The organism is Paenibacillus sp. NPDC056722, assembly GCF_042790635.1.
GTDB classification, from domain to species: Bacteria; Bacillota; Bacilli; order Paenibacillales; family Paenibacillaceae; genus Paenibacillus_AQ; species Paenibacillus_AQ agri.
Window position 1 is genome coordinate 1 of the sequence record NZ_JBHTYV010000005.1, and the last position, 23,645, is coordinate 23,645.

18 protein-coding genes and 1 rRNA gene are annotated in these 23,645 nt (G+C 46.3%); 1 reads left to right on the top strand and 18 read right to left on the bottom strand.

Going from position 1 to position 23,645, the window contains the following annotated elements:
- Positions 1-61 (bottom strand): 16S ribosomal RNA (locus ACFRAM_RS14080); the annotation flags it as partial.
- A gap of 401 nt (positions 62-462) precedes the next feature.
- Between ACFRAM_RS14080 and ACFRAM_RS14085 the strand changes: the two genes are divergently transcribed.
- Positions 463-1,719, top strand: coding sequence for an MFS transporter (locus tag ACFRAM_RS14085; protein ID WP_379466692.1), 1,257 nt, complete (start codon positions 463-465; stop codon positions 1,717-1,719).
- Between the two features lie 59 nt (positions 1,720-1,778).
- Here the strand turns inward: ACFRAM_RS14085 and ACFRAM_RS14090 are convergent, their stop codons facing one another.
- From ACFRAM_RS14090 to ACFRAM_RS14170, 17 genes are all read right to left on the bottom strand, one after another.
- Entirely contained in the window at positions 1,779-3,632 is a 1,854-nt protein-coding gene (locus ACFRAM_RS14090) for a transglycosylase domain-containing protein (RefSeq protein ID WP_379466385.1), read from the bottom strand.
- A gap of 59 nt (positions 3,633-3,691) precedes the next feature.
- Positions 3,692-4,366 (bottom strand): hypothetical protein, encoded by a 675-nt coding sequence (locus tag ACFRAM_RS14095; RefSeq protein ID WP_379466386.1) that lies wholly within the window; start codon positions 4,364-4,366, stop codon positions 3,692-3,694.
- 124 nt (positions 4,367-4,490) lie between these two features.
- Positions 4,491-5,600 (bottom strand): sensor histidine kinase, encoded by a 1,110-nt coding sequence (locus ACFRAM_RS14100; RefSeq protein ID WP_379466387.1) that lies wholly within the window; start codon positions 5,598-5,600, stop codon positions 4,491-4,493.
- Positions 5,601-5,619: 19 nt separating this feature from the next.
- Positions 5,620-6,327, bottom strand: a complete 708-nt coding sequence (locus ACFRAM_RS14105) for a response regulator transcription factor (protein ID WP_379466388.1) — start codon at positions 6,325-6,327, stop codon at positions 5,620-5,622.
- Positions 6,328-6,469: 142 nt separating this feature from the next.
- A complete protein-coding gene (gene ligA, locus ACFRAM_RS14110) occupies positions 6,470-8,482 on the bottom strand; it encodes an NAD-dependent DNA ligase LigA (protein WP_379466389.1) in 2,013 nt (670 codons plus the stop codon).
- 75 nt (positions 8,483-8,557) lie between these two features.
- Positions 8,558-10,906, bottom strand: a complete 2,349-nt coding sequence (pcrA, locus tag ACFRAM_RS14115) for a DNA helicase PcrA (protein ID WP_175371552.1) — start codon at positions 10,904-10,906, stop codon at positions 8,558-8,560.
- A gap of 63 nt (positions 10,907-10,969) precedes the next feature.
- Positions 10,970-11,689: a heptaprenylglyceryl phosphate synthase gene (gene pcrB, locus ACFRAM_RS14120; RefSeq protein WP_175371551.1), complete on the bottom strand. Its 720-nt coding sequence runs from the start codon at positions 11,687-11,689 to the stop codon at positions 10,970-10,972.
- Between the two features lie 154 nt (positions 11,690-11,843).
- Positions 11,844-12,722, bottom strand: a complete 879-nt coding sequence (locus ACFRAM_RS14125; protein WP_379466390.1) for a phosphatidylinositol-specific phospholipase C/glycerophosphodiester phosphodiesterase family protein — start codon at positions 12,720-12,722, stop codon at positions 11,844-11,846.
- A gap of 106 nt (positions 12,723-12,828) precedes the next feature.
- Complete coding sequence (locus ACFRAM_RS14130; protein WP_379466391.1) at positions 12,829-14,235, bottom strand: undecaprenyl-phosphate glucose phosphotransferase; 1,407 nt, start codon at positions 14,233-14,235, stop codon at positions 12,829-12,831.
- Positions 14,232-15,179 (bottom strand): glycosyltransferase family 2 protein, encoded by a 948-nt coding sequence (locus tag ACFRAM_RS14135; RefSeq protein ID WP_379466693.1) that lies wholly within the window; start codon positions 15,177-15,179, stop codon positions 14,232-14,234. The genes ACFRAM_RS14130 and ACFRAM_RS14135 overlap by 4 nt, the downstream gene beginning before the upstream one ends.
- Positions 15,180-15,583: 404 nt before the next feature.
- Positions 15,584-16,561, bottom strand: a complete 978-nt coding sequence (locus tag ACFRAM_RS14140) for a glycosyltransferase family 2 protein (RefSeq protein ID WP_379466392.1) — start codon at positions 16,559-16,561, stop codon at positions 15,584-15,586.
- A gap of 105 nt (positions 16,562-16,666) precedes the next feature.
- Complete coding sequence (gene rfbD / locus ACFRAM_RS14145) at positions 16,667-17,530, bottom strand: dTDP-4-dehydrorhamnose reductase (RefSeq protein WP_379466393.1); 864 nt, start codon at positions 17,528-17,530, stop codon at positions 16,667-16,669.
- A 29-nt stretch (positions 17,531-17,559) separates the two neighbouring features.
- Positions 17,560-18,582 carry a dTDP-glucose 4,6-dehydratase gene (gene rfbB / locus ACFRAM_RS14150; protein WP_175371546.1) on the bottom strand — a complete coding sequence of 341 codons (1,023 nt, stop codon included), beginning with the start codon at positions 18,580-18,582 and terminating at the stop codon, positions 17,560-17,562.
- A 173-nt stretch (positions 18,583-18,755) separates the two neighbouring features.
- The gene (locus ACFRAM_RS14155; protein WP_379466394.1) at positions 18,756-19,802 is read right to left on the bottom strand and encodes an acyltransferase family protein; all 1,047 of its coding nucleotides are present in this window, start codon (positions 19,800-19,802) and stop codon (positions 18,756-18,758) included.
- 11 nt (positions 19,803-19,813) lie between these two features.
- Positions 19,814-21,649 (bottom strand): methyltransferase domain-containing protein, encoded by a 1,836-nt coding sequence (locus ACFRAM_RS14160; protein ID WP_379466395.1) that lies wholly within the window; start codon positions 21,647-21,649, stop codon positions 19,814-19,816.
- Positions 21,646-22,557 carry a glycosyltransferase family 2 protein gene (locus tag ACFRAM_RS14165; RefSeq protein WP_379466396.1) on the bottom strand — a complete coding sequence of 304 codons (912 nt, stop codon included), beginning with the start codon at positions 22,555-22,557 and terminating at the stop codon, positions 21,646-21,648. Before ACFRAM_RS14165 ends, ACFRAM_RS14160 begins: the two co-directional genes overlap by 4 nt.
- 22 nt (positions 22,558-22,579) lie before the next feature.
- Positions 22,580-23,635, bottom strand: a complete 1,056-nt coding sequence (locus tag ACFRAM_RS14170; RefSeq protein WP_379466397.1) for an NAD-dependent epimerase/dehydratase family protein — start codon at positions 23,633-23,635, stop codon at positions 22,580-22,582.
- Between the last annotated feature and the right edge of the window lie 10 nt (positions 23,636-23,645).

Consider the following 23,645-nt stretch of genomic DNA (forward strand, 5'->3'; position numbering starts at 1 on the left):
CTTGCATGTATTAGGCACGCCGCCAGCGTTCGTCCTGAGCCAGGATCAAACTCTCCAAATTGGTATTTAGAAAGAGCGATTGCTCATTTTGAAACTGACGATTCATTAAATGAATCTTGTTAAATCAACGTGTTCCATTTGTTCAGTTTTCAAAGAACTTGTTTCCTTTGCAATTCATTATGTATGTCTTGCACAGGAATTATATCATATCATGTTTCTTTATTTCTTGTCAACTTATTTTTTCAACGCCCTCGTTTCCGTTAGGCGATGTCTCATAAGCACAAGAGATAATATACCATGCGGATCTCATGATTGCAACACTTTTTTGAAAATAATCTATCGCACGTATATTTCCCACCCCTACAGCACAAATTGTTTCCCATAATCCATTGCATATGGCTAAAATAGGATCTATCGTAAACATTAAAAAGAATATTAGCACACATATGGAGAGGAGCCATGATGAAGAACAACTCAACAACCGCCGCCCCTAAGCCAGGTCTTCCGGCTGCAGAGCAGCGCAATACGCAACAGGCCACGATTTACCGCATCCTACTCGCTGTCAGTTTTGTTCATTTGTTTAATGATTCTATTCAAGCAGTCATTCCGGCGATTTTCCCGATTCTCAAAGACAACCTGCTGCTTTCCTTTGCTCAGATCGGCTGGATTTCGTTTGCCTTGAATGTAACTTCTTCGGTCATTCAGCCTGTTATCGGCTATGCCGCCGATCGCAAGCCACGTCCGATTCTGCTCCCGCTGGGGATGTGCTGTACCTTTGCCGGGGTCTTTTTGCTGGCGTATGCCAACAATTATATACTCGTGCTATTTTCAGTTGTGCTTGTGGGATTCGGATCGGCTGCCTTTCACCCGGAGGGCATGCGTGTTGCCCATATGGCCGCAGGACTTCGCAAAGGACTGTCCCAGTCCATTTTTCAGGTAGGAGGGAATGCCGGGCAATCGCTCGGACCCATGCTGACGAAGTGGATTTTCATTCCTTTCGGGCAAATTGGCGCACTCGGCTTCACCATCGTTGCTGCTGCAGGAATCGCCGTGCAGACCTATGTAGCTCGCTGGTATCGCGAAATGCTTGATTCCGGCTATACCTTCCGTAAAAAGGCCGCGGCCAAGCTAATGGACCCTGCAAGGCGCAAAAGCATTCGGAATGCAACTATCATTCTTGTCTTCCTGGTGTTCGTGAGATCCTGGTACGGGGCTTCCATCGGCAGTTATTATGCATTCTACTTAATGGATAAATACCGGATGTCCCTGGATAGTGCACAGGTGTATATCTTTATGTACCTGGCAGCCGGTGCCGTAGGTACGTTCTTCGGCGGACCGCTCGCAGACCGTTTCGGGCGGCGTAACTTGATTCTCTTTTCTATGGTAGGTACGGTTCCCTTTGCATTGGCGCTGCCTTTCGTCAGTCACTTCTGGGCCGCGGTGCTGCTGCTGATTGGCGGCTTCGTACTTCTGTCCAGCTTCTCGGTTACCGTAATTTATGCACAAATGCTGTATCCCGGCAATATCGGAACCGTGTCAGGGCTGATCACCGGGCTTGCATTTGGGCTTGGTGGTATCGGCTCACTCGTGATTGGCAATCTTATTGACGTTATTGGCATTACAAAAGTATTTGTGGCCTGCGGATTCCTGCCTCTGCTCGGATTATTGGCACTATTGCTCCCAGGAGACAACAAACTGGAGGAATGGGCGGCCGAGTAAGGCCCCAATCCTGATAGGTAGCTCATCCGTTCTCTACTTAGAGGACAGATGAGCTTTTTTTATTTTCCAGCCTGCGCCAGAGCTTGGGTCATTACCTTAGAAAATAGTGCTGCCGCCATCCCGCTTCCAGCCGTCATATAATTCTGCTCATCCGTCCGGTCAAAACCGATCCATACCGCTCCGGTCCATTCCGGAGTATACCCGACAAACCAGAGATCCCGATTCCCCTTACGGCTCACTCCGGGCAGATCCAATTGGGTCGTCCCGGTTTTCCCCGCTACTGGGCGGTTCATCTGAGCCTTTTTTCCGGTACCTTCATTAACTACACTCCGAAGCATTGTGTTCATCCTGTCTGCTGTAACTGGAGAGATCACCTGAGCTGAAGATGACGTGTGCTTATAGATGACCTCTCCGCGGGCATTCTTCACCATCCGTACCAGATGCCCCTCATTGAATTTGCCTCCGTTTGCGAACACGCTGTAGGCCTGGGCCATTTTTAGCGGAGAAATGCCTTTGTGCAGGCCGCCTAATGCGATTGCGAGATTATTGTCCTCCTCTGTTAATTCAATCCCCAGCTTGGCCGCAAACTTACGCGCCTGACCTATGCCTACCTGCTGCAGCAGCCACACCGCCGGCGCATTGATAGACTGCTTGATCGCTGTCTGCATAGTTACCTGTCCACGATAATCCCCGTTCAGATTCTCTGGTTGATAATTCCCATAGACCGCCCGCCGATCAGACAACAGACTATCAGGAGTGAATTTCCCACTTTCCAGCGCAGGTCCGTAATCGATGATTGGTTTAAAAGAAGACCCCGGCTGTCTGGCATCCATAATAGCCCTGTTCAGCCCCCCTGCCTTCGGCTCCCGCCCTCCCATAAGCGCTACAACCTCTCCGTTACGATGATCCATAATCACCATAGACGCTTCCACTTGCCGGTCCTTCCCATCCGGTGGGAAAGAATCGGGTTGTAAAAAGGTCTTCTCGAGCACACTCTGGGCACGCACATTCATCGCTGTAACAATCGTATAGCCGCCACTCTGCAATTCTTCTCTGGATTTGCCAGTCAGCCTGGACGCTTCCTGAAGCGCGGCATCGCCATAAGATATTCCAGCAGCCGAAAGCTGCGGTTCCACCGGTGGAGCCTGATATTCCTGAAGCAGTGCAGCATTCAGCTGTGCATGAGATATCAAACCCCGTTGCTCCATAATATGTAGAACAAGCTTACGTCTTTCGGCAGACCGCTCGGGATCATCCACGGGGTTGTAGATCGAGGGCCCTTTAGGAATCGCTGCAAGCGTAGCAATTTGCCAGATCTCCAGCTTATTGGGATCGCTAATGCCAAAATACCGCTCAGCTGCGGCCTTGATTCCATACTGACCTCGCCCCATATACAACTGGTTGAGATACATCTCCAGAATCTCACTTTTGGACAAACGCCGCTCCAGCTCCAAGGCAATAGACGCCTCGTTCACCTTGCGTAAGAGGTTCTTATCTCTGTTCAGATACAGATTCCGGGCCAGCTGTTGGGTGATACTGCTTCCTCCCTCGGCTATTTCCATATTCACTGCATTTGTTACAAGCGCCCGCAGTATGCCTTTGTAATCCAGCCCGTCATGGGTATAAAAGCGGCGGTCTTCCACTGCCAGAAAAGTAGCTGTTAATAGCTTAGGCATCTCCGTAAGCGGTAGGGAGGTCCTGTAGCCGGATCCTGGAATGGGGACTTTGCGTAATAAAGATCCATCTGAAGCCAGCATTATACTAGACTCCGGTAAAATTAACTTGTCAGAATAACGGCTGACTACGGTACTTCCATATTCATGAATGTACACAAGACCAGCTAACATTAGCAGGACTACGATTACTCCAAGATCAAACAACGTATACAGGATGCGCAAGACCCTGTCACGCATGTTAGCCCAATGAATCCTTCTATAGAAGTTCTCATGGGGTCGCCTCTCCAGTGGACTGCTCATGACCCAGTAATCAGACGCTCCAACGCCTGCTCCATTCCAGTTGCTTCCTGCCTGGCATTTACGAGAAGGCGAAGCATAGTATTGCTATCTTCCCCCGCAGCTTCCGCCTCATGAAGACAACGAAGTGTAGCTTTAACCCTGAGGATTAAGGCCATGGCATCTTCGTTATCCAGCACCGGGGACGAACCAGAAGTTGGGCTAAAGTCCAAATCCCCTGCAACTGCTGCTGAGAGCTCCCTCGGATCTTCTCCCTTATACGCTTTATGTTGCGTACCTACACCTCTCCTATTGCTGTTAATCCGCTCCAGATGTACAGCTAATGCTTGCAATTCCCCGGCGGATAGCACCTTCAGTCCCGTGAAAGAACCGTGATTGGCGAGCTTTTCCGCTGCCTGCAGCAGTGATTGCATATCCTGTGCCGGCTTCTGTGAGCGCAGCAAAAAGAACCCCGAGAACACCAGTACAAATAACATGGCGGCAAAGGGGGCTTTGCCAATATGATTGATAATCCAGTGGGCAAGCGTCACAACTAAAGCGCCCGAATCCTGGCTGTGACGGGAATACGTCCATACGAACAGTCGGTATAACACGAAAAGAACAGCAGCACTCAAGAGTGTGCTTCCGCCAAAAATATATAGATACCCCAGTCTTACGGGCCGCCGCTTCCTCAATGCCAACCCCTCCTTTCAGAAGGGGATAATCCCCCTCTGACACAAGGATAAGGAGGAAATCTTAAGAATGACTCCATAACTTCTTAAGATTTTCTGAAGAAACAATAAGGAGAGCAGACAAAAGCTACGTTTGTGAAAGCGGAAGACGGACGATAAAGTCCGTACGTTGTCTGCCGCTTACGGCCAAGATAACACCGCCGTGCAGTTCAATGATCCCCTTGGCAATCGCCAGCCCCAATCCAGAACCTCCGGTGTGCTGTGAACGAGAACGCTCCGCCCGATAAAAGCGTTCAAAGATATACGGAAGATCGCCTTCCGCTATCATCTCTCCGAAATTGCTGACTCGCACCACGGCTTCGCCTCCCTCCCGGCTCAGGCCGATCTGCAGCTTCTTGCCGTCACGACCATACCGGATCGCATTGATGATCAGATTATCAAAAGCACGGACTAGCTCATACGGAGCCCCCTGTATCCATAGCGATTCGGTATCGTCTTCAATCTCATACGTCATACCAGCCGCAGACATTGCGGGAACAGCTTCCTCTGCCAACTGCCGCATAAATGCTTTGAGATCCAAAGGCGCCAGTACAAACGGTATACCACCACTATTCACCCGTGTATATTCAAATAAGTCATCAATCAGCTTTCTTAGCACCAGTGATTTCTGGTAAGCAATGCCTACGTAATAACGCATTTCTGTCTCATCCCGGCAGCGGTCCTGCTCAATGTATTCCAGATAGCCTAACACAGAGGTTAACGGAGTACGGAGATCGTGTGATACACCAGTAATCAACTCGTTTTTTGCGGTTACTGCTTTCCGCTCTTCCAATAAGGAATGTTGGAGACGATCAGACATAATGTTGATGTTCTCGGCTAGCACACCCAGTTCATCCCCTGACCGGACTTCAATTCGGTGTGACTCCCCAAGCTTAGTGATTTGTTGAATTCCTTTGGTGATCTCTTCGAGGTAGGAAATGATTTTACGGGTATAGATGAAAAAGAATAGCAAAAAGCTGACGATTCCAGCCGCAGCCATAAGCGGAGCTGAGCCGATATGATTAATAATCCATCTCAGGATCAAGGAGTAAGGTGCAGAAGGCGGGGCCGGATTTAGATACACCATAGAGTTCACCAGTTGATAGCATGCAGCGAGCAGGATACCGCCCGAGAATACGCTTAGCAGGAAAGCCCATATAAACTTCCAGCGGATGGTACTGATGTATTTGGAGTTCAAAACTAATCACCTCCGGCGTTTAGGACGGCCCGTCCAGTTTGTACCCGATGCCCCATACGGTCTGTACATAACGGGGCTGCTTGGGGTCCAGCTCGATTTTTTCACGGATATTGCGAATATGCACCATTACTGTATTACCTCCATCAAGAAAAGGCTCATTCCAGAGGTTACGGTAAATCTGTTCCATGCTGAGCACCTGACCCTGATGCCTGGCTAACAGCTCCAGAATGGCAAACTCCCGAGGTGTAAGCTTAACCTTACGGCTATCTACGCTGACTTCATGCTTGGCGGTATCGATGATCAAATCCTCAAACACTAGCTCATTCTCATTCCGACGTGCGGGACCACCTGTGTTCAGTTTATGGTAACGACGCAGCTGCGATTTGGCCCGGGCCACCAGCTCCAGCGGGTTAAAGGGCTTGCCCATATAGTCATCCGCCCCGATGCTGAGTCCGGCGATTTTGTCCATATCAGTATTTTTCGCGGACAGCATAATGATCGGCATGTTCCGTTCCTCACGTATTTTCATACAGGCAGCGACGCCATCCAGCTTTGGCATCATTACATCCAGAATAATGAGATCCACCTCTTCATTGTTCAGGCACTCCAGGGCCTCCAGTCCATCATAAGCCTTGAGCAGCCGATAGCCCTCGTTGTTAAAATAAATATCCAGCAGGTCCACGATCTCTTTCTCATCGTCTACCAGCAGTATCGTTTCAGGTCTCACAGAAAGAACATCCTTTCCAGTTCTTATGTTAACGTTCCTTCCTTATTCTAACAAAAGATCCCGGCCAATTCGCCTATGCAAATTAACCGGGATCTATAATATTATGCTGGGCCTGGGCCGCAGCGCTTATTCCACTATGCTTTTAGCTCTCCAACAACCGAATCAGTTCTTCCTCATCCTCAATGACCTGAATACCGAGCTGCTGTGCTTTGGCCAATTTGCTGCCTGCCTTCTCGCCGGCAATGACCAGATCCGTCTTCTTGGACACACTACCGGTTACCTTCGCTCCCAGTACTTCCAGACGTTCCGCCGCTTCCTCACGTGTCAGCTTATGCAACGTACCCGTAAGAACAACGGTTTTGCCGCTGAAGAAGGAATCTGTACTTACCAGGCGCGGGGCTTCAGGGGCCTTAGCCTCGACGCCTAGCGCCAGCATGCGGTCAATCCCTGTCACCACGAACGGATCAGCAAAAAATCCTACGATGCTCTCAGCCACAATACCGCCAATATCCGGCAGTTCAGCGAGTTCTTCGGCTGTCGCCTTCATCACTGCTCCCAGATCACGGAAATGCTCAGCCAAAGTGCGAGTCGTAGCCTTTCCTGTGTTAGGGATACCTAGCGCGTACAGGAAGGAGGCTAAATCCCGTCCCTTGCTGTCTTCCAGTGCCTGAAGGAGATTGCGCGCTTTCTTCTCACCGAAGCGCTCCAACTCCACTAGCTGCTCAAAAGTTAGCTCATAGAGATCGGCCGGCTCACGGACACTTAGCTCTTCATAGAGCTGTCCTGCCGTCTTCTCGCTAAAGGTCTCAATGTCCATGGCGTCCCGTGAAGCAAAATGCGTAATCCGGCTGACGATCTGTGGCTTGCAGTCCAGCTTATTGTTACAGAAGAGATGCGCACCGCGCATTTCCAGTGGGAATCCACAAGCAGGGCATTTGTCCGGGAAAATAATCTCCTCGCCGTCACTCTCCTCAGTCACTTTACCCAGAATTTCCGGAATCACATCATTGGAACGACGGATGAAGACTCTTGTGCCCAGCGCATGCTTCAGGTTCTTCCGTTCGATATCGCCCACATTGTTCAGTGTACAATTCTGCACAGTAACTCCAGCCAGTTCAACCGCCTCAACTCGCGCCAACGGCGTGACTTTTCCGGTCCGTCCCACATTCCAGCTGACGGATTCGAGAATCGTCGTCGTCTCTTCTGCCTCGAACTTGTAGGCGACTGCCCAACGCGGGAATTTGTCCGTATAGCCTAGAGCTTCCCTAATCCGGAAATCCGTGACCTTGATCACGGCTCCGTCTATGAGGTAATCCAGGGAGGCACGTTTCTCTTCAATCTCCGCCAGTTGCTCAGTCACATCGTCAAATTTATCGTAGTAAGTCAGGTAAGGGTTCACCTTGAACTGATTATTCCGCAGGAAATTCATCATCTCCTGATGATCGCTAAACTGCACACCCTCTGAGTAGCCTATATTGTAGAAAAAGGCGTTTAGCCGCCGCTCGGCCGTCGTCTTAGGGTTTAGATTCCGCAGAGCACCGGCCGCGCCGTTGCGTGCGTTCTTCAGCGGCTCGGCTGCCCGGGTATTATAATCCGCCAGTACCGAGAGATTCATAATCCCCTCGCCCTGCACCTCAATCAGACCTTCCTTGAACGGAATGGTCAACGGAACGGACTTAATCGTCTTCACTTGGGCCAGAATACCCTCGCCTGTTACCCCGTTTCCGCGCGTGGCAGCTTGCTCCAGCACGCCATTACGGTACGTCAGGTTCAGCGTCAGCCCGTCAAATTTGAGCTCAACGGCATAACATGGCTCTGGCAATGGGGTATCCGGGTTCTTGGTGTTATAATCATTGACCAGCTTCAGTACGCGGGCATTCCAGCTCCGCAGCTGTTCAATATTCTGCGCCTTATCCAAACTCCACAGAGGAGCCAGATGGCGATGGGGCGTAAAGCCCTTGAGCAATTCTCCACCCACCCGCTGTGTTGGTGAATGCGGAAGCACAATGCCGCTCTCCGCCTCCAGCGCTACTAGCTTGTCATATAGAACATCGTACTCTTTGTCGCTAACGAGCGGTGTGTCGAGCGTGTAATAATGATAGTTATATTTCTGAAGCTCTGCTACGAGCTCTTCCATTGTATGCATAACATCCATACAGGTATATCCCTCCGTCAATAAGTGTCCTACAATTAGCGTCGTCCAAAAAGACAATCGTTAATCGTAGTCGATCTATTCCACCTTGGCGATCGGCGCAAAGCCTGCGAGCAGCCGTTTCACGCCCACCGGCGCCGGAAAAGCAATCTGCAGCTCCGTATCGTTGCCGGTGCCTTTGACGGACACAATGGTGCCTGTGCCCCATTTGCCGTGGGATACCTTGTCGCCCGCCTTGAAATCGGCGGACGCTGAAGATCCTGCTCCGGCTGCGGGCTTCGCCCCGCCGGAGGTCACGGACACGCGGCCCTGGCCAGCTGCGGCCGTGGCCGTGCTTCCGCCGAAGCCTGCGGCATTCGGCGTAGATCCGGCGGCCCCGCCCCGGCCGCCGAAATTGCCCCGGCCGCCGCTGGCGAAGCCGCGGCCGCCATAGGCTCCGCCCACATCCGACCCGCCGCGGCGGAATCGGTCGTGGGCAGGGGCGGTATCTTCCTTCAGCTCCTCCGGAATCTCCTCCAGGAAGCGGGACGGCGGGTTGGCCGTCGTCCGTCCGAAGAGCGTGCGCACCCGCGCGCAGGAGAGAAACAGTTGTTTCTCGGCGCGGGTAATGCCGACATAGGCCAGCCGTCGCTCCTCTTCCAGTTCATCATTGTCCTGGAAGGCCCGGCTGTGCGGGAAGACACCTTCCTCCATCCCGACAATGAACACTGTCGGGAACTCCAGACCCTTGGCGCTGTGCATCGTCATCAATACCACCGCATCGCTGCGATCTTCCTCTTCGTCATTCATGCTGTCAATGTCAGCGATCAGCGCAAGGTCTGTCAGGAAGGAGACGAGCGACTTATCCTCATTGTTTTTCTCAAACTCCATCGTTACCGACAAGAATTCGTCGATATTCTCCAGTCTGGAGCGGGATTCCAGTGTGTTCTCATTTTGCAGCTCCAAGCGGTATTGCGACAATTCCAGCACTTTCTCGGTCAGTTCAGTCACCGACAGGAATTCCACCATCCGGTGCAGTGCTTCGATCATGTCGTAGAATTCCACTAGCGCATTCCGGGTACGTCCGGCAAAGCCTAAATCATCCACCGTCTCCAGCACACGGAAGATCGATACGCCTCGTTCGGCTGCAGCAACGGCAAGCTTACCAACAGTCGTATCGCCTAGCCCGCGCTTTGGCACGTTGATAATCCGCGTCAAACTGATATCATCATCCGGGTTGGACAACAGGCGCAGATACGCCAGAATATCCTTGATTTCTTTACGGTCGTAGAACTTGATGCCGCCTACGATCTGATAAGGAATATCCGACTTGATCAGAATTTCCTCGATAACCCGGGATTGGGCGTTCGTCCGGTACAGAATGGCGTGATTTTGGTAGGCTTGACCTGTTTTCACATTCTTACTGATTTCTCCGGTAACAAAATATCCCTCATCATGCTCAGAATCCCCGCGGTAAACCTTAATCTTCGCACCTTCATCCGAGTCCGTCCACAGCTTCTTGGGCTTGCGTCCGGTATTGAGCGCAATGACACCATTGGCTGCATTCAAAATATTGGAGGTGGAACGATAGTTCTGCTCCAGCAGGATAGTTTTGGCTTCAGGATAATCTTCTTCAAAATTAAGAATGTTGGTGATATCCGCTCCGCGCCAGCGATAAATCGACTGGTCACTGTCACCGACTACACAAATCCGGTGGTGGCTGTCAGCCAGCATCCGGCACAGCATGTACTGCGCACGGTTCGTATCCTGATACTCGTCCACATGAATGTACTTGAATTTCTTCTGATAAAAATCCAGAACCTCTGGTACTTCCTTGAACAGTTGAATCGTAGCCATGATCAGATCATCAAAATCCAAGGAGTTATTGCTCTTCAGACGCTTCTGGTACATCGTATAGACCTTGGCAATCAATCCTTCAAAATAATCGCCGACCTTCTGCTCATATTGGGCCGGGGTTACCAGCTCATTCTTCGCCGTACTGATCACAGACTGAACAGCCTTCGGCTCGAACTTCTTCGTGTCGATGTTCAGCTCCTTCATACAGTTACGGATTACGGACAGCTGGTCCGTCGAATCCAGAATCGAGAAATTGGAAGTAAAGCCGATCCGTTCGATATCCTTCCGTAAAATCCGTACGCACATGGAGTGGAAGGTCGATACCCAAATGTCGCGGCCCTCCGGCCCAACAAGCTTGGATACACGCTCCTGCATCTCACGCGCTGCTTTATTTGTAAATGTGATGGCCAAAATCGCCCAAGGCGGCGCCTTGCGATTAGCAATAAGCCACGCAATTCGGTGCGTCAGCACCCGCGTCTTGCCGCTGCCCGCACCGGCCATAATCAGCAGTGGTCCTTCAGTAGTCTCCACAGCCTGCCGCTGCGGAGGATTGAGCCGACTAACGGCCTCTTGTATGTTAACAGGTTGCATGTATAACATGCTCCTTTCTTCATTCATATGAATTACAACATTGAAGTAGTTCTCCTATAAAGACTACTCAAAGTGCATTTGCTGCGTATTTTTCACCGCCTGAACCGTCAGCAGTGCCTGCTCTAAATCCTGATAGATGATATTGCCGACCACAACCGTATCACATAGCGCTGCCATCTGCACAGCCTCCGCTTCGGAAGTAATTCCCCCGCCATAAAAAAGTTGACTATGCTCCACAGCCTCCCGTACGGTCCGCACAGTTTCCACCTCTCCGAATCTGCCGCTATACTCCAGATATACCACAGGCAGAGACATCAGCTTGTCCGCAACCTGCGCGTAGGCTGCAGCCTCTTCAGCTTGAAGATCCGTATCAGCTCCCGTAAGTCTAGCTACAGTAGAATTGTCGTTCAGCACAATGTACCCCTCAGTCAGCAGCATGTCCCAAGGAATCAAATAGCCGTAGCGTTCAATCGCCCGGCGGTGATGGCCGACAATCCAGGTCGGGTCCGGCGTATTAAGCACCATAGGGATCATGTACAGATCAAATCCCGGGACAGCCGCTTCCAGATCCGACACCTCCAGGGCCACTGGCAGCGCGTAGCGTCTGATTCTGGACATTAGGTCCACAGTATTCTCATAAGTGACCCCTGAGGAGCCGCCTACCATTATGGCATCCGTTCCAGACAAACATAATGCCTCCAGCTCTCCGTCACCCAGCTCACGATCCGGATCCAGCTTGAATACATGCCGCCACGGCTTGATCATCTGCTGCACTGCTCTCATGTTCTTCCATCCCTCATCAGTCATTTAGGCAGGACAAAATCCCCCCTGCCTCCGCTAAAGATATAACTCTAGTCTATGCCAGCGGGAAGGGGGGTGTCAATTTAAAGACGGTAAAAAATACGAACATTTTTTCGCTTTTTTACCATATGAAAGACTACAGACTGCTGCGCAGTCCCTTGATCCGGTTCAGATCATTCTCAGCAACAAAATCAGTATAAAATCCGTCTACGCCCATCCGGTACAGCTTCACAATCTGCTCTTCCTCGTTCACGGTGTGAACGTATACCCGCGCCCCGGCCTTTTTGAGCTTCTGCACAAAATCTCTGTTAGCCCTGCTGGCCGGCATTGTTATATCCACCTTATTGTTCTGCACAAATTCAATGACCTCATCATTAGTATCCTTGGAGGTGTAAAGGGTATAAATTATATTTGGAAAAATGTGTATCTTGTTAAGTTCGTCCAGCATATCACGGCTGTAAATCTGGGGAACGATCCGCTCCAATAACGTAGGATCTCTTGTTCGGGCCGCTTCGGTCAGCATCTCGAACTGCTGCATGATTAACCCGGAGTCAAACTCCTTGGTATCTGTAACTATGTACGCATCTGTATAGTGCTGCATTAAATCCAGAATCTTCTCTAAATCCAATGGCGAATAGATATTCATTATCGGGCTATTCATAAACTCATCGTGGCTCAACGGTGCCCCTACCTTGGCGGATGAAAGAATTTCGGTCTGACCCAGCAGCTTGCTCATATTTGCCGTCCACTCATGTCTGGCAATTAGCTGATTATCCGTGCTTAACAACAGATCCGTCTCAAAGACTCGGGTGCCCTGTTCATAATTCGCTATAAATGCTTCAAAGGCATTGGTATACGTATGCCCCCCAATGCCGCCCATCGCATGGGCAACGACCCGGTGAGCGGCAAAGCCCGAGCCAGGCTGTTCCTGTTTCTGTCCAACTGTGAATATAACTAAGAGTCCTAGCGCCAAAATCATGATTACAGAAGCCACAATCTTCTTTTTTTTGTTCATATAAAAGTTTCCTTTTAGTAGTAAGATTGGAGGTATTTAAACACAATACCCCGCTTTGCCGGAGGCAAAACGGGGTATCTCTCATACGTTCACCAGGCGGTTTGGTTTAGTAGGCATTCTTATTCATAAATCCGTTACGAATCGTCTTAAATATAATCCGAATATCGAACAGCAGTGACCAGTTCTCAATATAGAAAATATCATGCTTGATGCGCTCCTCGATCGAGGTGTCGCCACGCAATCCATTGCTCTGAGCCCAGCCTGTAATTCCCGGACGCACATGGTGCTTCACCATATACTTCGGAATCTCGTCGCGGAACTGCTGGACATAATATGGCCGCTCTGGACGCGGACCCACGACGCTCATATGACCCAGCAGCACATTGAAGAACTGTGGCAGCTCATCCAGACTGGTCTTGCGGATAAAGGTACCGAATCTGGTTCTGCGCGGATCTTCGCGTGTACTCCAGCCCGTATCTTCTCCGGTATCCACCTGCATCTTCATGGAGCGAAACTTGTACATCATGAAGTTGCGACGGTTCAATCCCACCCGCTCCTGCTTAAAAATAACCGGACCTGGTGAGGTAAGACGCACACCCAGCGCAACCAGCAGCATTACCGGGAGCATCATCACAATCGCAAACAGCGAGAACACGATGTCAAACATCCGCTTGGCCAGCTTGTTGCCTGCCATATCCAACGGAATATCCCGTACATTGATCATCGGCATGCCCGCAAAATTATCGAAGTATGGCCTAGCCGGCAAATAATCGAAGAAGTCGGGGATGATGAGCGTGCGCACACCCGCTTTTTCACAAGCGGCAATGATCGAAGGATACTTCGAGTGGGCATCCAGCGGCAGCGCCAGAATTACCTCATCCACAGGCAACATCTCCAGCATCCCGGATAACTGGTCTATCGTTCCCAGGATAGGTTTGTAGCGCTGTTCCTCGATTCCGTCCCAGGTATGGTAATCATCCAGGAAGCCAATGGCTTCATAGCCCAGTTCGGGGTATTGCTCTAGGTTATTATAGAATCTTTTGCCGAGAGTCCCGGCTCCTAGAATAAGTACAAATTGACGGTTGAGACCTTTTTGGCGAATGGATTTAAGCATGGATTTGAGCAAATAACGGTACAGCATAATGGCAAATATATTGAAACCCATATAGATCGCCAGATACGTACGTGAGATATTGATTTCTTTTACGAAGAACATGAGGCCAAGCAGGATAAAAATAGCTATCGCATGCACCTGAAAAATCTTCATGAATTCATCGACAAAGCGCTTCTTGCGCTTCGGCAGATAGAGAGACATCATAATCCCAATCAGTACGGCAATCCCGCCATAAATCATGCTCCAATAAGCATATGACTGTAAGGATAGCGACTTTTCGTAATCCATCCATTCACTTTCAAACTTAAGCCACCATGCGGCTAGAAAAGATATCTGAATAACCAGAAAATCCACGACCATATACATTTGCGTTAAAAATTGTTGATTACGGCGAATCATAATCTCACCTCAGCTTTCGATTCGGTGCGTGTACCGGCATCGCCGGAAGCCGACAGACTCTGAGCTGGAAGAGGTACTTTTCTCGGTGATATCATAGCGTTCCGCACCAGCGATAATACAAATTTGAGACCCACTCCAGCATAAACCATTCCATTAATCATACTGTTGTACTGCTGGCGATAATGCTTACGATGAAATAAAATCATTGCCCGATGAAATTCATACACAATCTTGAACGGTCTGCGACGTGCGCTACCGCCCTTAAGATGGATAATAGAAGTCTTCGAATAGTAGTAAATTTTCCATCCCGCTTCCTTGATGCGGTAACACCAGTCCAAGTCCTCCCCGTACATAAAGAACTCTTCATCCAGACCACCGACATGTTCAATCGTCTCCCGCCGGAGCAGCATGAACGCGCCAACCAGACAATCGACAGGGTAATTCTTATCCGGGTCCAGATAGCCCAACTGGTAGCCGTTGAAGCGGGGATTATTTGGAAACAGCTTGCTAAAACCAAAGGCATAATAAAAAGAGGCCGAAGGTGTAGGGAAACCACGTTTGCAGGCCTTGTCCAGTGATCCGTCGGGCAAAATAATTTTGCAGCCAGAAGCCCCAACGTCCGGGCGGCTATCCATAAAGGTAATCATCGTCTCCAGCGTATCTTTACGTACGACCGTATCGGAATTCAGCAACAGTACAAAACGTCCGGAAGCAATCTCCATGCCCTGATTATTGGCCCGAGCAAACCCTGTATTCTCCTCATTGGCTATCAAAGTGACATTCGGAAACTCTCTACTGATGGCCTCTACGGATCCATCGTGGGAATTATTGTCTATAAGAATAATCTCATAGGAAAACTTCGTCTCCGAATCATATACCGACCTTAGACAATCCATCGTCAGGCGACAGGTGTTGTAATTGACTATCAATATACTTACATCCACACTCAATGCTATTACTCTCCTGACAAATATAGTAATCTCTCGACAAATAGTATAACACAAAACCTCCAAGAAAGGCGTGGCCTTGGCAGGGAGGTTTTGTATAATATATCCTATATTATTGTTAAACTGGAATCTGATTTTAGATTTATATTGATTACGCTACTTCTATATAAGACGAACTTAAGATTTCCGCTTAAAGCTCGGTCGTCACTACGGTGAATGTTTGGACTTCTGGTCGATGTTGTATCCAGATTTCTATTTTATAAGCCGATTTTAGCGGTTGAAAATCTGGATACAGCTTAGCTTCCGACGCGAGCTTTCCTTCGGAAAGCTTTTAGGCGAGCGCTTTCGCTCCTACAGTTCCAAACCTTCCCCTTCGTTCCTTAAGATCATCCACTTTCCGCTTAATATCTACTTCTCTCCCTATCCTTCACCTTACTCTGTACGGCCTTACGCTTCTCCTTAAGGGCAGGCAGCTGCGAGAAAAAGGACTTCCACGCTTTAAATAACCCGGGCTCTTTTAGAAGCATATATCCATGCGCGGCAATTTCATAGGGCATTGAAACGAGCAAGGTCGCCAGCAAAGTACGGCTATGTTCATTTTTATACATCATCTTATATCTGTTGATATAGGATATCCGCCTAATGAACATCGATTTCCCGCTTCTCCCGGAAGTCTTCCAGCCACGCTCATGATATCCAAGAGCTTCTGTATCATAGTAACCTTGCCATCCCAGCAATTGCGCCCTCCAGGCTACATCAACATCTTCCTTATATGCGAAAAAGTCCGCATCAAAAAACTCACCGCCTACGCTTATATCATCGATCATTCTTCTGGAATACATCGCAGCGGCACCCGATACGCCAAATACTAGACCAGAATTCTGCCAGCCTACAGCCGCTTCTCCTTGCCCCCGGTCAAAGGCACGACGTGCTCTGTTCATTCTGAGCCCTGTACTGTCGACCAGATTAGGATCTGCTTTTAATAAAAGCTTTCCCGTTGCACTCCCGATCTGTGGGTTGGCTTCCATATCTTCAATCAGTCTACTGACATAATCAGGTGCCAGGACAAGATCCGGGTTAAGCACAAGGACATAATCCGTATTGGTTAGAGAAATGGCCTGATTATGCGCAGGGGCAAAGCCAGTGTTAACCGAATTTTGAATAAGCTGTATCCGTTCAAGGAGCTTAACTGGGTCGCTATGTCCACTTTGTATGCTATAGTTCTTAACCCTTTCCGCTGTTCCATCTCCGGATGCGTTATCAATCACCACAATTTGTTCAAGAGGATAATCCTGCGCCAAAACTGCATCCAGACATTCTAGGATATCCTCTCCACTATTATAAGTAACAATATGTACGCTAACTTTTTTGTTATTCATAAGGATCCTCGAATCTTTATTTTTCACTTCACAGACTATTGTTCAATTATAGCTAAAAAATAAAAAAAACTCCCGTACCGTGTGTCGGTTCGGAAGTATAATTTGTTATTCTTTTAACTCAAGCAAGAAATCCCTTAATCCTTCACGCCAATGCCGAATATCTTCAAATCCATTGGTGCGGATAGATAGATGCTCTAATACAGAGTTATGCGGTCGAGGGGCAGGCAATGGGAACTCCTCTGTAGTACAAGGCTCAAGCTTGGCTGTGAAATCCAACCCCAGAATATCATGAGCGTCTTCAAAAATGGCCCCAGTAAATTCATACCAAGTACAAGACCCACTGTTGGTGGCATGATATACTCCATACTTTTCAGTCTGGATCAATTCCAGTACAAAGCTGGCCAAATCCACCGTGTATGTTGGGGAACCCTTCTGATCATCTACAACCTTAAGTAATGGCTTTTCCTGACCAAATTTCAGCATTGTCTTCACAAAATTCTTACCATACTTGCCGTATACCCAAGCCGTACGTACAATAAAATACTTGCTGGATAAGCTTTGTGCTAAATTTTCTCCGGCCCGTTTGGATTTTCCATAGATGCTCCGCGGGGCTGTATTATCATATTCATGGTATGGCTCTGAACCCAGCCCTTCAAAAACATAATCCGTGCTGATGTACACCAACTTGGCACCGACTTTTTCGGATGCAAGAGCTACATTGCGGCTACCAGTGGCATTAATTAAATAAGCACCATCCACATCGCTCTCTGCAGCATCTACCGCCGTATAAGCGGCGCAATGAATAACCGCATCAGGGTTAAAGTCACCGATCACCTTTACCGTTTGTTCCAGATCGGTGATGTCCATTTCTTTGCGGTCACAACCAAATACCTCATGACCTTCTTTTTGCAGCAATAGAACAACGTCCTGCCCTAGTTGTCCTGCAGCACCTGTAACTAATACTTTCATTGTAAACCTCCGTAAGTTACTTATCGATCCTACAATGAATCGCCTAAGCGACTTCCATATTGCAGCTCGGCATACTTTTGGTATTCACCAGACTGAATACGGGTCCACCACTCGCGATTATTCAAGTACCATTGGATCGTCTCTTTAATCCCTGTTTCAAAGGTATGCTTAGGCTTCCAACCCAGTTCATTGGTAATCTTGGTTGGATCGATGCCATAACGACGGTCATGACCTGGACGATCCTGCACATAAGTAATCAAGGAGTCCGGTTTTCCAAGCTCCTGGAGTACAGTGTTCACGATGTGCACATTCGTCCGTTCATTGTTGCCACCAATATTGTACACTTCACCATTCACGCCTTCGTGAATGACAAGATCAATTGCACTGCAATGATCTTCTACATACAGCCAGTCGCGAATGTTCAAGCCATCACCATACACAGGTAGAGCCTGATCAGCTAGCGCACGGGAGATCATGAGCGGGATTAGTTTCTCCGGGAACTGGTAAGGGCCATAGTTGTTTGAACAACGGGTGATGTTCACCGGCAATCCAAACGTTTCATGGTATGCACGCACCAGCAGATCCCCGCCTGCCTTACTCGCGGAATATGGACTATTAGGAGTTAGCGGAGTCTCCTCAGTGAACAAGCCAGTGGCTCCCAGCGTACCGTATACCTCATCCGTAGACACTTGAACAAACTTAGTGACACTGTATTTTTTCGCTGCATCTAGTAGAACCTGTGTACCAAGCACGTTCGTTTTCACAAACACATCCGGCTCCAAGATACTTCTGTCTACATGTGACTCTGCCGCGAAGTTAACAACTACATCAACGCCTTGGCTAAACAGGGCATCCATTGCTTGGACATCCGTAATATCGGCTTTTACGAACGAATAGTTCGGATTACCTTCAACAGATTTCAGGTTCTCCAGGTTTCCAGCATATGTTAGTGAATCCACATTGACGATCTTATACTCCGGATGTTGCTTAAGCATGTATATTACAAAATTGCTGCCGATAAAGCCGGCACCGCCAGTAACGAGTAGTTTCATCTGTTAACCCACCTCTATTTTTCGAAAGTTACAACATGCTCCAACTTACTCAATAACTACAAAACTCAGCACTTGCACCATTATTTAGTCTATACATTTAATGTAGAGTTGGTGCTATGTAATGTGCGATTATAACGCAAAAACATAACAGCTCGAGCAAAAGGCGCTCTTAATTACAGCGATATTTTCTTCTTTTTTAATTGCAAAGACTTCTTTTCAATTTTGAACCAGGACACAATTGAGATTGCAAGAGTTATAGGTGTGGAAATAATAAAATTATAAAAAGGAGTTATTTGGTCAATCAATAAAAGGCTGACTATTTGCTGGACAGGGAATGCATATATATACAATCCGTAGGAAAAATCTCCTTTTTCTTGGATTTTTTTGAATAACTTAGGTATCCCAAGTCCTAAATAAAAAATCAAATATGTTCCAAAAAGTATATAAGCAAGTTTGTAATGCCCTCCCCACGAAAATAAAACTAAGAGAATTGCACTTAAAGAAGCCAAATAAGGATTTAATTTAATATCTTTTCTAAATAAATAAACGATCATTCCCAAACTAAAATACATAAACAACTGAACATACTGAAAAACCGCAACAGAGGGATCGAGTTTTAAATTCACAAATAAAACCATGAAGAATAAAGGCACCATAATATATTTTTTAAGTAGCTTTAGTGATCCAAGTACCGCTACGATAATATAGAAGAAAAATTCATACCATAGCGTCCAAAGGGAACCATTAACTGCATTGGGATATGGATTGTTCTCAAAAACCCCAGGTAACCCGTATTGCATATTAACAAGCATGAACGATTCTAAATACCTTAACGTTCCTGTATTTAAAAAATAAGCTTTCACATCTATAGTTGTTAAAATTGGTCCTAAAACAAAAACCGTCAGGCAGATAAGTACGATGAGTGCTGGATAAATTCGTAAAATCCGGTTTCTAAAATATTCAAACACATTATTGCATCGCTCAAAACTATAAGTAATCAAAAAGCCACTAATAATAAAGAAAATACTTACACCAAGTCCACCGAAAGTCTCTTGACCTTTTGTTAACCTAATAAATGGTTCATTAGCATTTGAACCTAATGTCAAAGGATATGAGTGTGAGAGTATAACCAAAATTGCTGCAATAAGCCTCAGTAAGTCGAAATTATTTTCTCGACTGTTGAAACAATCATCAATACTTTTTCTATTGCTTTTTTTCATATTTTTTCCTTTTAGTTGGATCTGAATACACGTGTCAATTTCCAACTTTTTGAATTTTGAGCATTGCTAATGAATTCATCCAATTCTGATTCAGCAGCACTAAAGACTTCTGGAACACAAGTCTTTTTACCAAACAGATGTTTTACCAACCGTAGCGGCTTTGTAAGATTCCAAGAGTTCGACACTAAAATAAGATGAGCTATTTCCCTTTTTTGTATAAGCTGATCATCGAGGGGCATAGATAATCCAGAATTCAGGTTTTGACGTTCTGAAAGCATCCCCACCAAAGAAGCAATGCGCTTTGCATTACCTGGTGGCATAATCAAATATTGCGAATTAAATTTATTCTGGACGTAGCGATAATTATCTTCCCATTCTTGATTGTTATGAAGTGATTGCGAACTAGTCCCTTTAAGCCACCATCTGTAAATATTAGTAACCGCATGGCTAGATGCTACACCACAAATAAAAGCTGATCGAACTATAAAATCCCAGTCTTCAATAGTATTGATAGTTTCATCAAATCTCAATCCAAAATCATGGTAAATGGATCGTGGAAATGCTAAACACAGTCCAGGACACTGATTATGATGTAGCATAGTGATAAAATCAAATTCAGCCGGATAATCTCTTAAAAAACCAGAAACAGCCCTAGAACTTTTCTTGCTAAAAGTTGTAGTTGTTGGCTCATATTCTTGTCTTACCGAAACAGACTTCAATATTTTACCATAATTATCTTTAGCAAGGTTTTTGAACTCTTCTACCCAATTACTGAACACAATGTCATCATCATCAAGAATCGTGATATATTGTCCTCTAGCATTTTCGAATCCGAAATTTAATGGCGTAGAACGATTACCACCATTGACTCTTATTAATCGAATTTTAGAGCGGATCCATTCAGGATTAGCATTAATAATACTCTCTACCAATAACTGATTCTCCACAGTCAAATTATGTCCAACAACAAGCACTTCGAAATCAGTACATTCCTGTCCTGTTAAGCAAAGTAACACTTCTTTTAATTCCTCTGGTCTATCCCCAACCGTTCTCGTTACAATAGATAAAAACGGTCTATCTTGCTGTTTAACAGGTGCCTGTGAGGGATGGCTGGCAATGAACATCCGAACCAGTTGATTTACCTTACCATCTGATTTCATATTCCCCCTCAAATTTAAAAGCAATTGACGTAAGGAAGATGTTTCAGCAAGCGTTAATAATTCCTTTGGAAAGTGTTGATCACTTCTCTCCAATATAACATCCTTTTTATTGATTTGATGCATACCGTGTTTCTTACATATATTCACTAATTTTTCCTCAGTGAAAATATTAATATGAGTTTCATCCAACAACCCTGTGTTTGTCTCGTCGAATTTATGACATAACAATTTAAAGACCACATCGTCGTGAGCAAAATTCGGCACACTAATAACTACAGGCGCATGATGTTTCTTAGAAAGAGTGCTGACTGTCTGTAGTAAATCCTCAATGTATAACACATGCTCGAATGTATCAATAATTGATATCGATGAAACGGCTCGACCATTAAGGATTTTTTCAATAAACTCAAGATTAGCGGTATAGCTCGAAAGTTGATAACAATATGCCTCTTTACCCTCTGAGTGAAGATGATTAACAGCGTCTTGATCTGCATCAATACCAATGTAATGCAGTTTATGATCTCCAATCAATTCATCGCTAATTGCTCCCCAACCGCAGCCAATGTCAAGATGGACTCCTTGCTGCGGGAATTCAAATTGGCCTAATAAGTTCACTACGTGCCCATATACATTATCTTCTGCATATTGAAATTTATAAGGATAGTCATTCATACTTTTATTTTTCATAATAAAAACCTCATTTTGCCGTAATTATTATCGATGAATTCCCCTATTTTATGATTGGAATCAACTTGAACGGGGAGTTTATTTTCCCGTTCTCTGCTTTTAAATTCTTTAGCAGCCTTTACATAATAATTGATACCAGAATTTTCGAAATAAGTTAAGATATTTTTCAAAATATCCGGTCTTGACCATTTATAAGCCATTAATAAGCCTGCTTCTGCGGAATAATAGTCCTCAGCATCACTTGTCTGCCATGCCGCACTTTCAGAAAGAGTCTTATCATGGAAAGCCACGGCTGACGGCTGAAAAATAACCCGATAACCTTTTAGTCTAACCATCCATGAGAAATCAACATCATCACAGTACAGAAAAAAAGTATCCGCATCAAACCCATTTACTTCTTCAAAAACAGTCCTTGGAATAAGAACACAAGCTGTAGAAGCCCAACTTGTCTCACCAGTTTTAGGATTGTATAATTTCGGGTGTTCCACTGGCAATTGCTTGGCCTCAACAATGCCCACTTTTTGTTTCACATTATCATAGGGTAGAGCTAACTGAAGAATTGTGTCTGGTGCCAGTAGGATGTCAGGATTAATAATCATAATAAAATCGGATTGAGAATGATTGGCTAATCGATTATGCCCCCGTGCAGAGCCCAAATTCGATTCGAAACAATCGTATTTGATCTTAATGTATTCTCCATACTCTGCATTAAGATTTTCAATCTCTTGCTCTGTGAACACGGGCTGCTGAGAACCATCCCCGTAATATATTGAAATTTCCTCAAAAACTTGATCATGTATCGCAAAGTCCACTGCTCTAACGATACTTTTAATGGACCGAATAATGCGTTCTTGCTCATTGTTATATAATACTGTTTGAATTTGCAGACTCTTTTTACGAAGCATCATTACTCTCCCTTTGTAGTGTGACTTATTCTCCTAATTGATTATCGATCCAGTCGCATAACAAATTCATACCTTCACCCAAAGAGACTTTTGGACTCCAATTCAAGTTTTCCAAGGTATCTGAAATATCCGCTTGGGCATGACGAACATCGCCATTACGATATTTCCCGCATACTTCCGGAAATGGTGCTTCATAGCGATTAGCTACCAATTCAGCGACTTCTTTAATTGTTGCACCGTATCCACTCCCAATATCAAAGACTTTTCCATTAGCATTTTCATTTATCATAACCTCATAAATAGCATGGGCAACATCCGTTATGAAAACAAAATCCCTCAACATCATACCGTCTTCATACAAAGGAATACTTTGTTTTTGTTTAGCTAGTCTCACGAAAAGAGAAACAATGCCTGTATAAGAATTAATTAAAGACTGTCCGGGACCATAAACATTTTGCAAACGAAGTATCGTGAAATTAACACCATATGCGTTGCACCAACAAGTAACCAAATGTTCCTGAGCAAGCTTAGTTGCACCATAAATACTAGTCGGCATAGGAATTGTATGATTTTTATTCATCGGAAGGAAGGCGGAGTCTTTAAAGTCCCACTCACCATGTGCAAGTTGTTTATTAGTTCTTTGTCCCGGGTAAAAGGAGTTCTTTTCATTACTTATCCATTTCCCCTCACCGTAGACTGCTCTACTACTGGAAAGCACAATTTTAGAAGGGATTGCATTGTTTCTAACTAATGCATCTAGCATTTGTGTCGTTCCCACTACATTTACATTGGCATGACGACTGCTCTCCGTTAACGATTGTCCCGTTCCAGTCTCAGCTGCCAAATGCAAGATTAAATCAGGCTTCCATTTCGAAAGAACTTCGTCCCAAGTAACAGGATCAGTAACATCAGCCACGAATAAATTGACTTTTGGGGACAACTGCGCTGGCCTTTGTCTTAATTTATGTATTTGGGGATGTAAATTATCGATAACAATAATGTTATCAAAAGCATCCTCGATTAATGTCGACACTTCACATCCGATAAACCCTGCTCCACCCGTAATAAGACAAGTTTTCACAATAAACTCT

Coding starts and splice junctions, on each gene's coding strand:
- ACFRAM_RS14085 (WP_379466692.1), top strand. CDS start 463: ATGAAGAACAACTCAACAACCGCCGCCCCTAAGCCAGGTCTTCCGGCT.
- ACFRAM_RS14090 (WP_379466385.1), bottom strand. CDS start 3,632: ATGCGTGACAGGGTCTTGCGCATCCTGTATACGTTGTTTGATCTTGGA.
- ligA (WP_379466389.1), bottom strand. CDS start 8,482: ATGGATGTTATGCATACAATGGAAGAGCTCGTAGCAGAGCTTCAGAAA.
- pcrA (WP_175371552.1), bottom strand. CDS start 10,906: ATGCAACCTGTTAACATACAAGAGGCCGTTAGTCGGCTCAATCCTCCG.
- pcrB (WP_175371551.1), bottom strand. CDS start 11,689: ATGAGAGCAGTGCAGCAGATGATCAAGCCGTGGCGGCATGTATTCAAG.
- ACFRAM_RS14125 (WP_379466390.1), bottom strand. CDS start 12,722: ATGAACAAAAAAAAGAAGATTGTGGCTTCTGTAATCATGATTTTGGCG.
- ACFRAM_RS14130 (WP_379466391.1), bottom strand. CDS start 14,235: ATGATTCGCCGTAATCAACAATTTTTAACGCAAATGTATATGGTCGTG.
- ACFRAM_RS14140 (WP_379466392.1), bottom strand. CDS start 16,561: ATGAATAACAAAAAAGTTAGCGTACATATTGTTACTTATAATAGTGGA.
- rfbD (WP_379466393.1), bottom strand. CDS start 17,530: ATGAAAGTATTAGTTACAGGTGCTGCAGGACAACTAGGGCAGGACGTT.
- rfbB (WP_175371546.1), bottom strand. CDS start 18,582: ATGAAACTACTCGTTACTGGCGGTGCCGGCTTTATCGGCAGCAATTTT.
- ACFRAM_RS14155 (WP_379466394.1), bottom strand. CDS start 19,802: ATGAAAAAAAGCAATAGAAAAAGTATTGATGATTGTTTCAACAGTCGA.
- ACFRAM_RS14160 (WP_379466395.1), bottom strand. CDS start 21,649: ATGAAAAATAAAAGTATGAATGACTATCCTTATAAATTTCAATATGCA.
- ACFRAM_RS14165 (WP_379466396.1), bottom strand. CDS start 22,557: ATGATGCTTCGTAAAAAGAGTCTGCAAATTCAAACAGTATTATATAAC.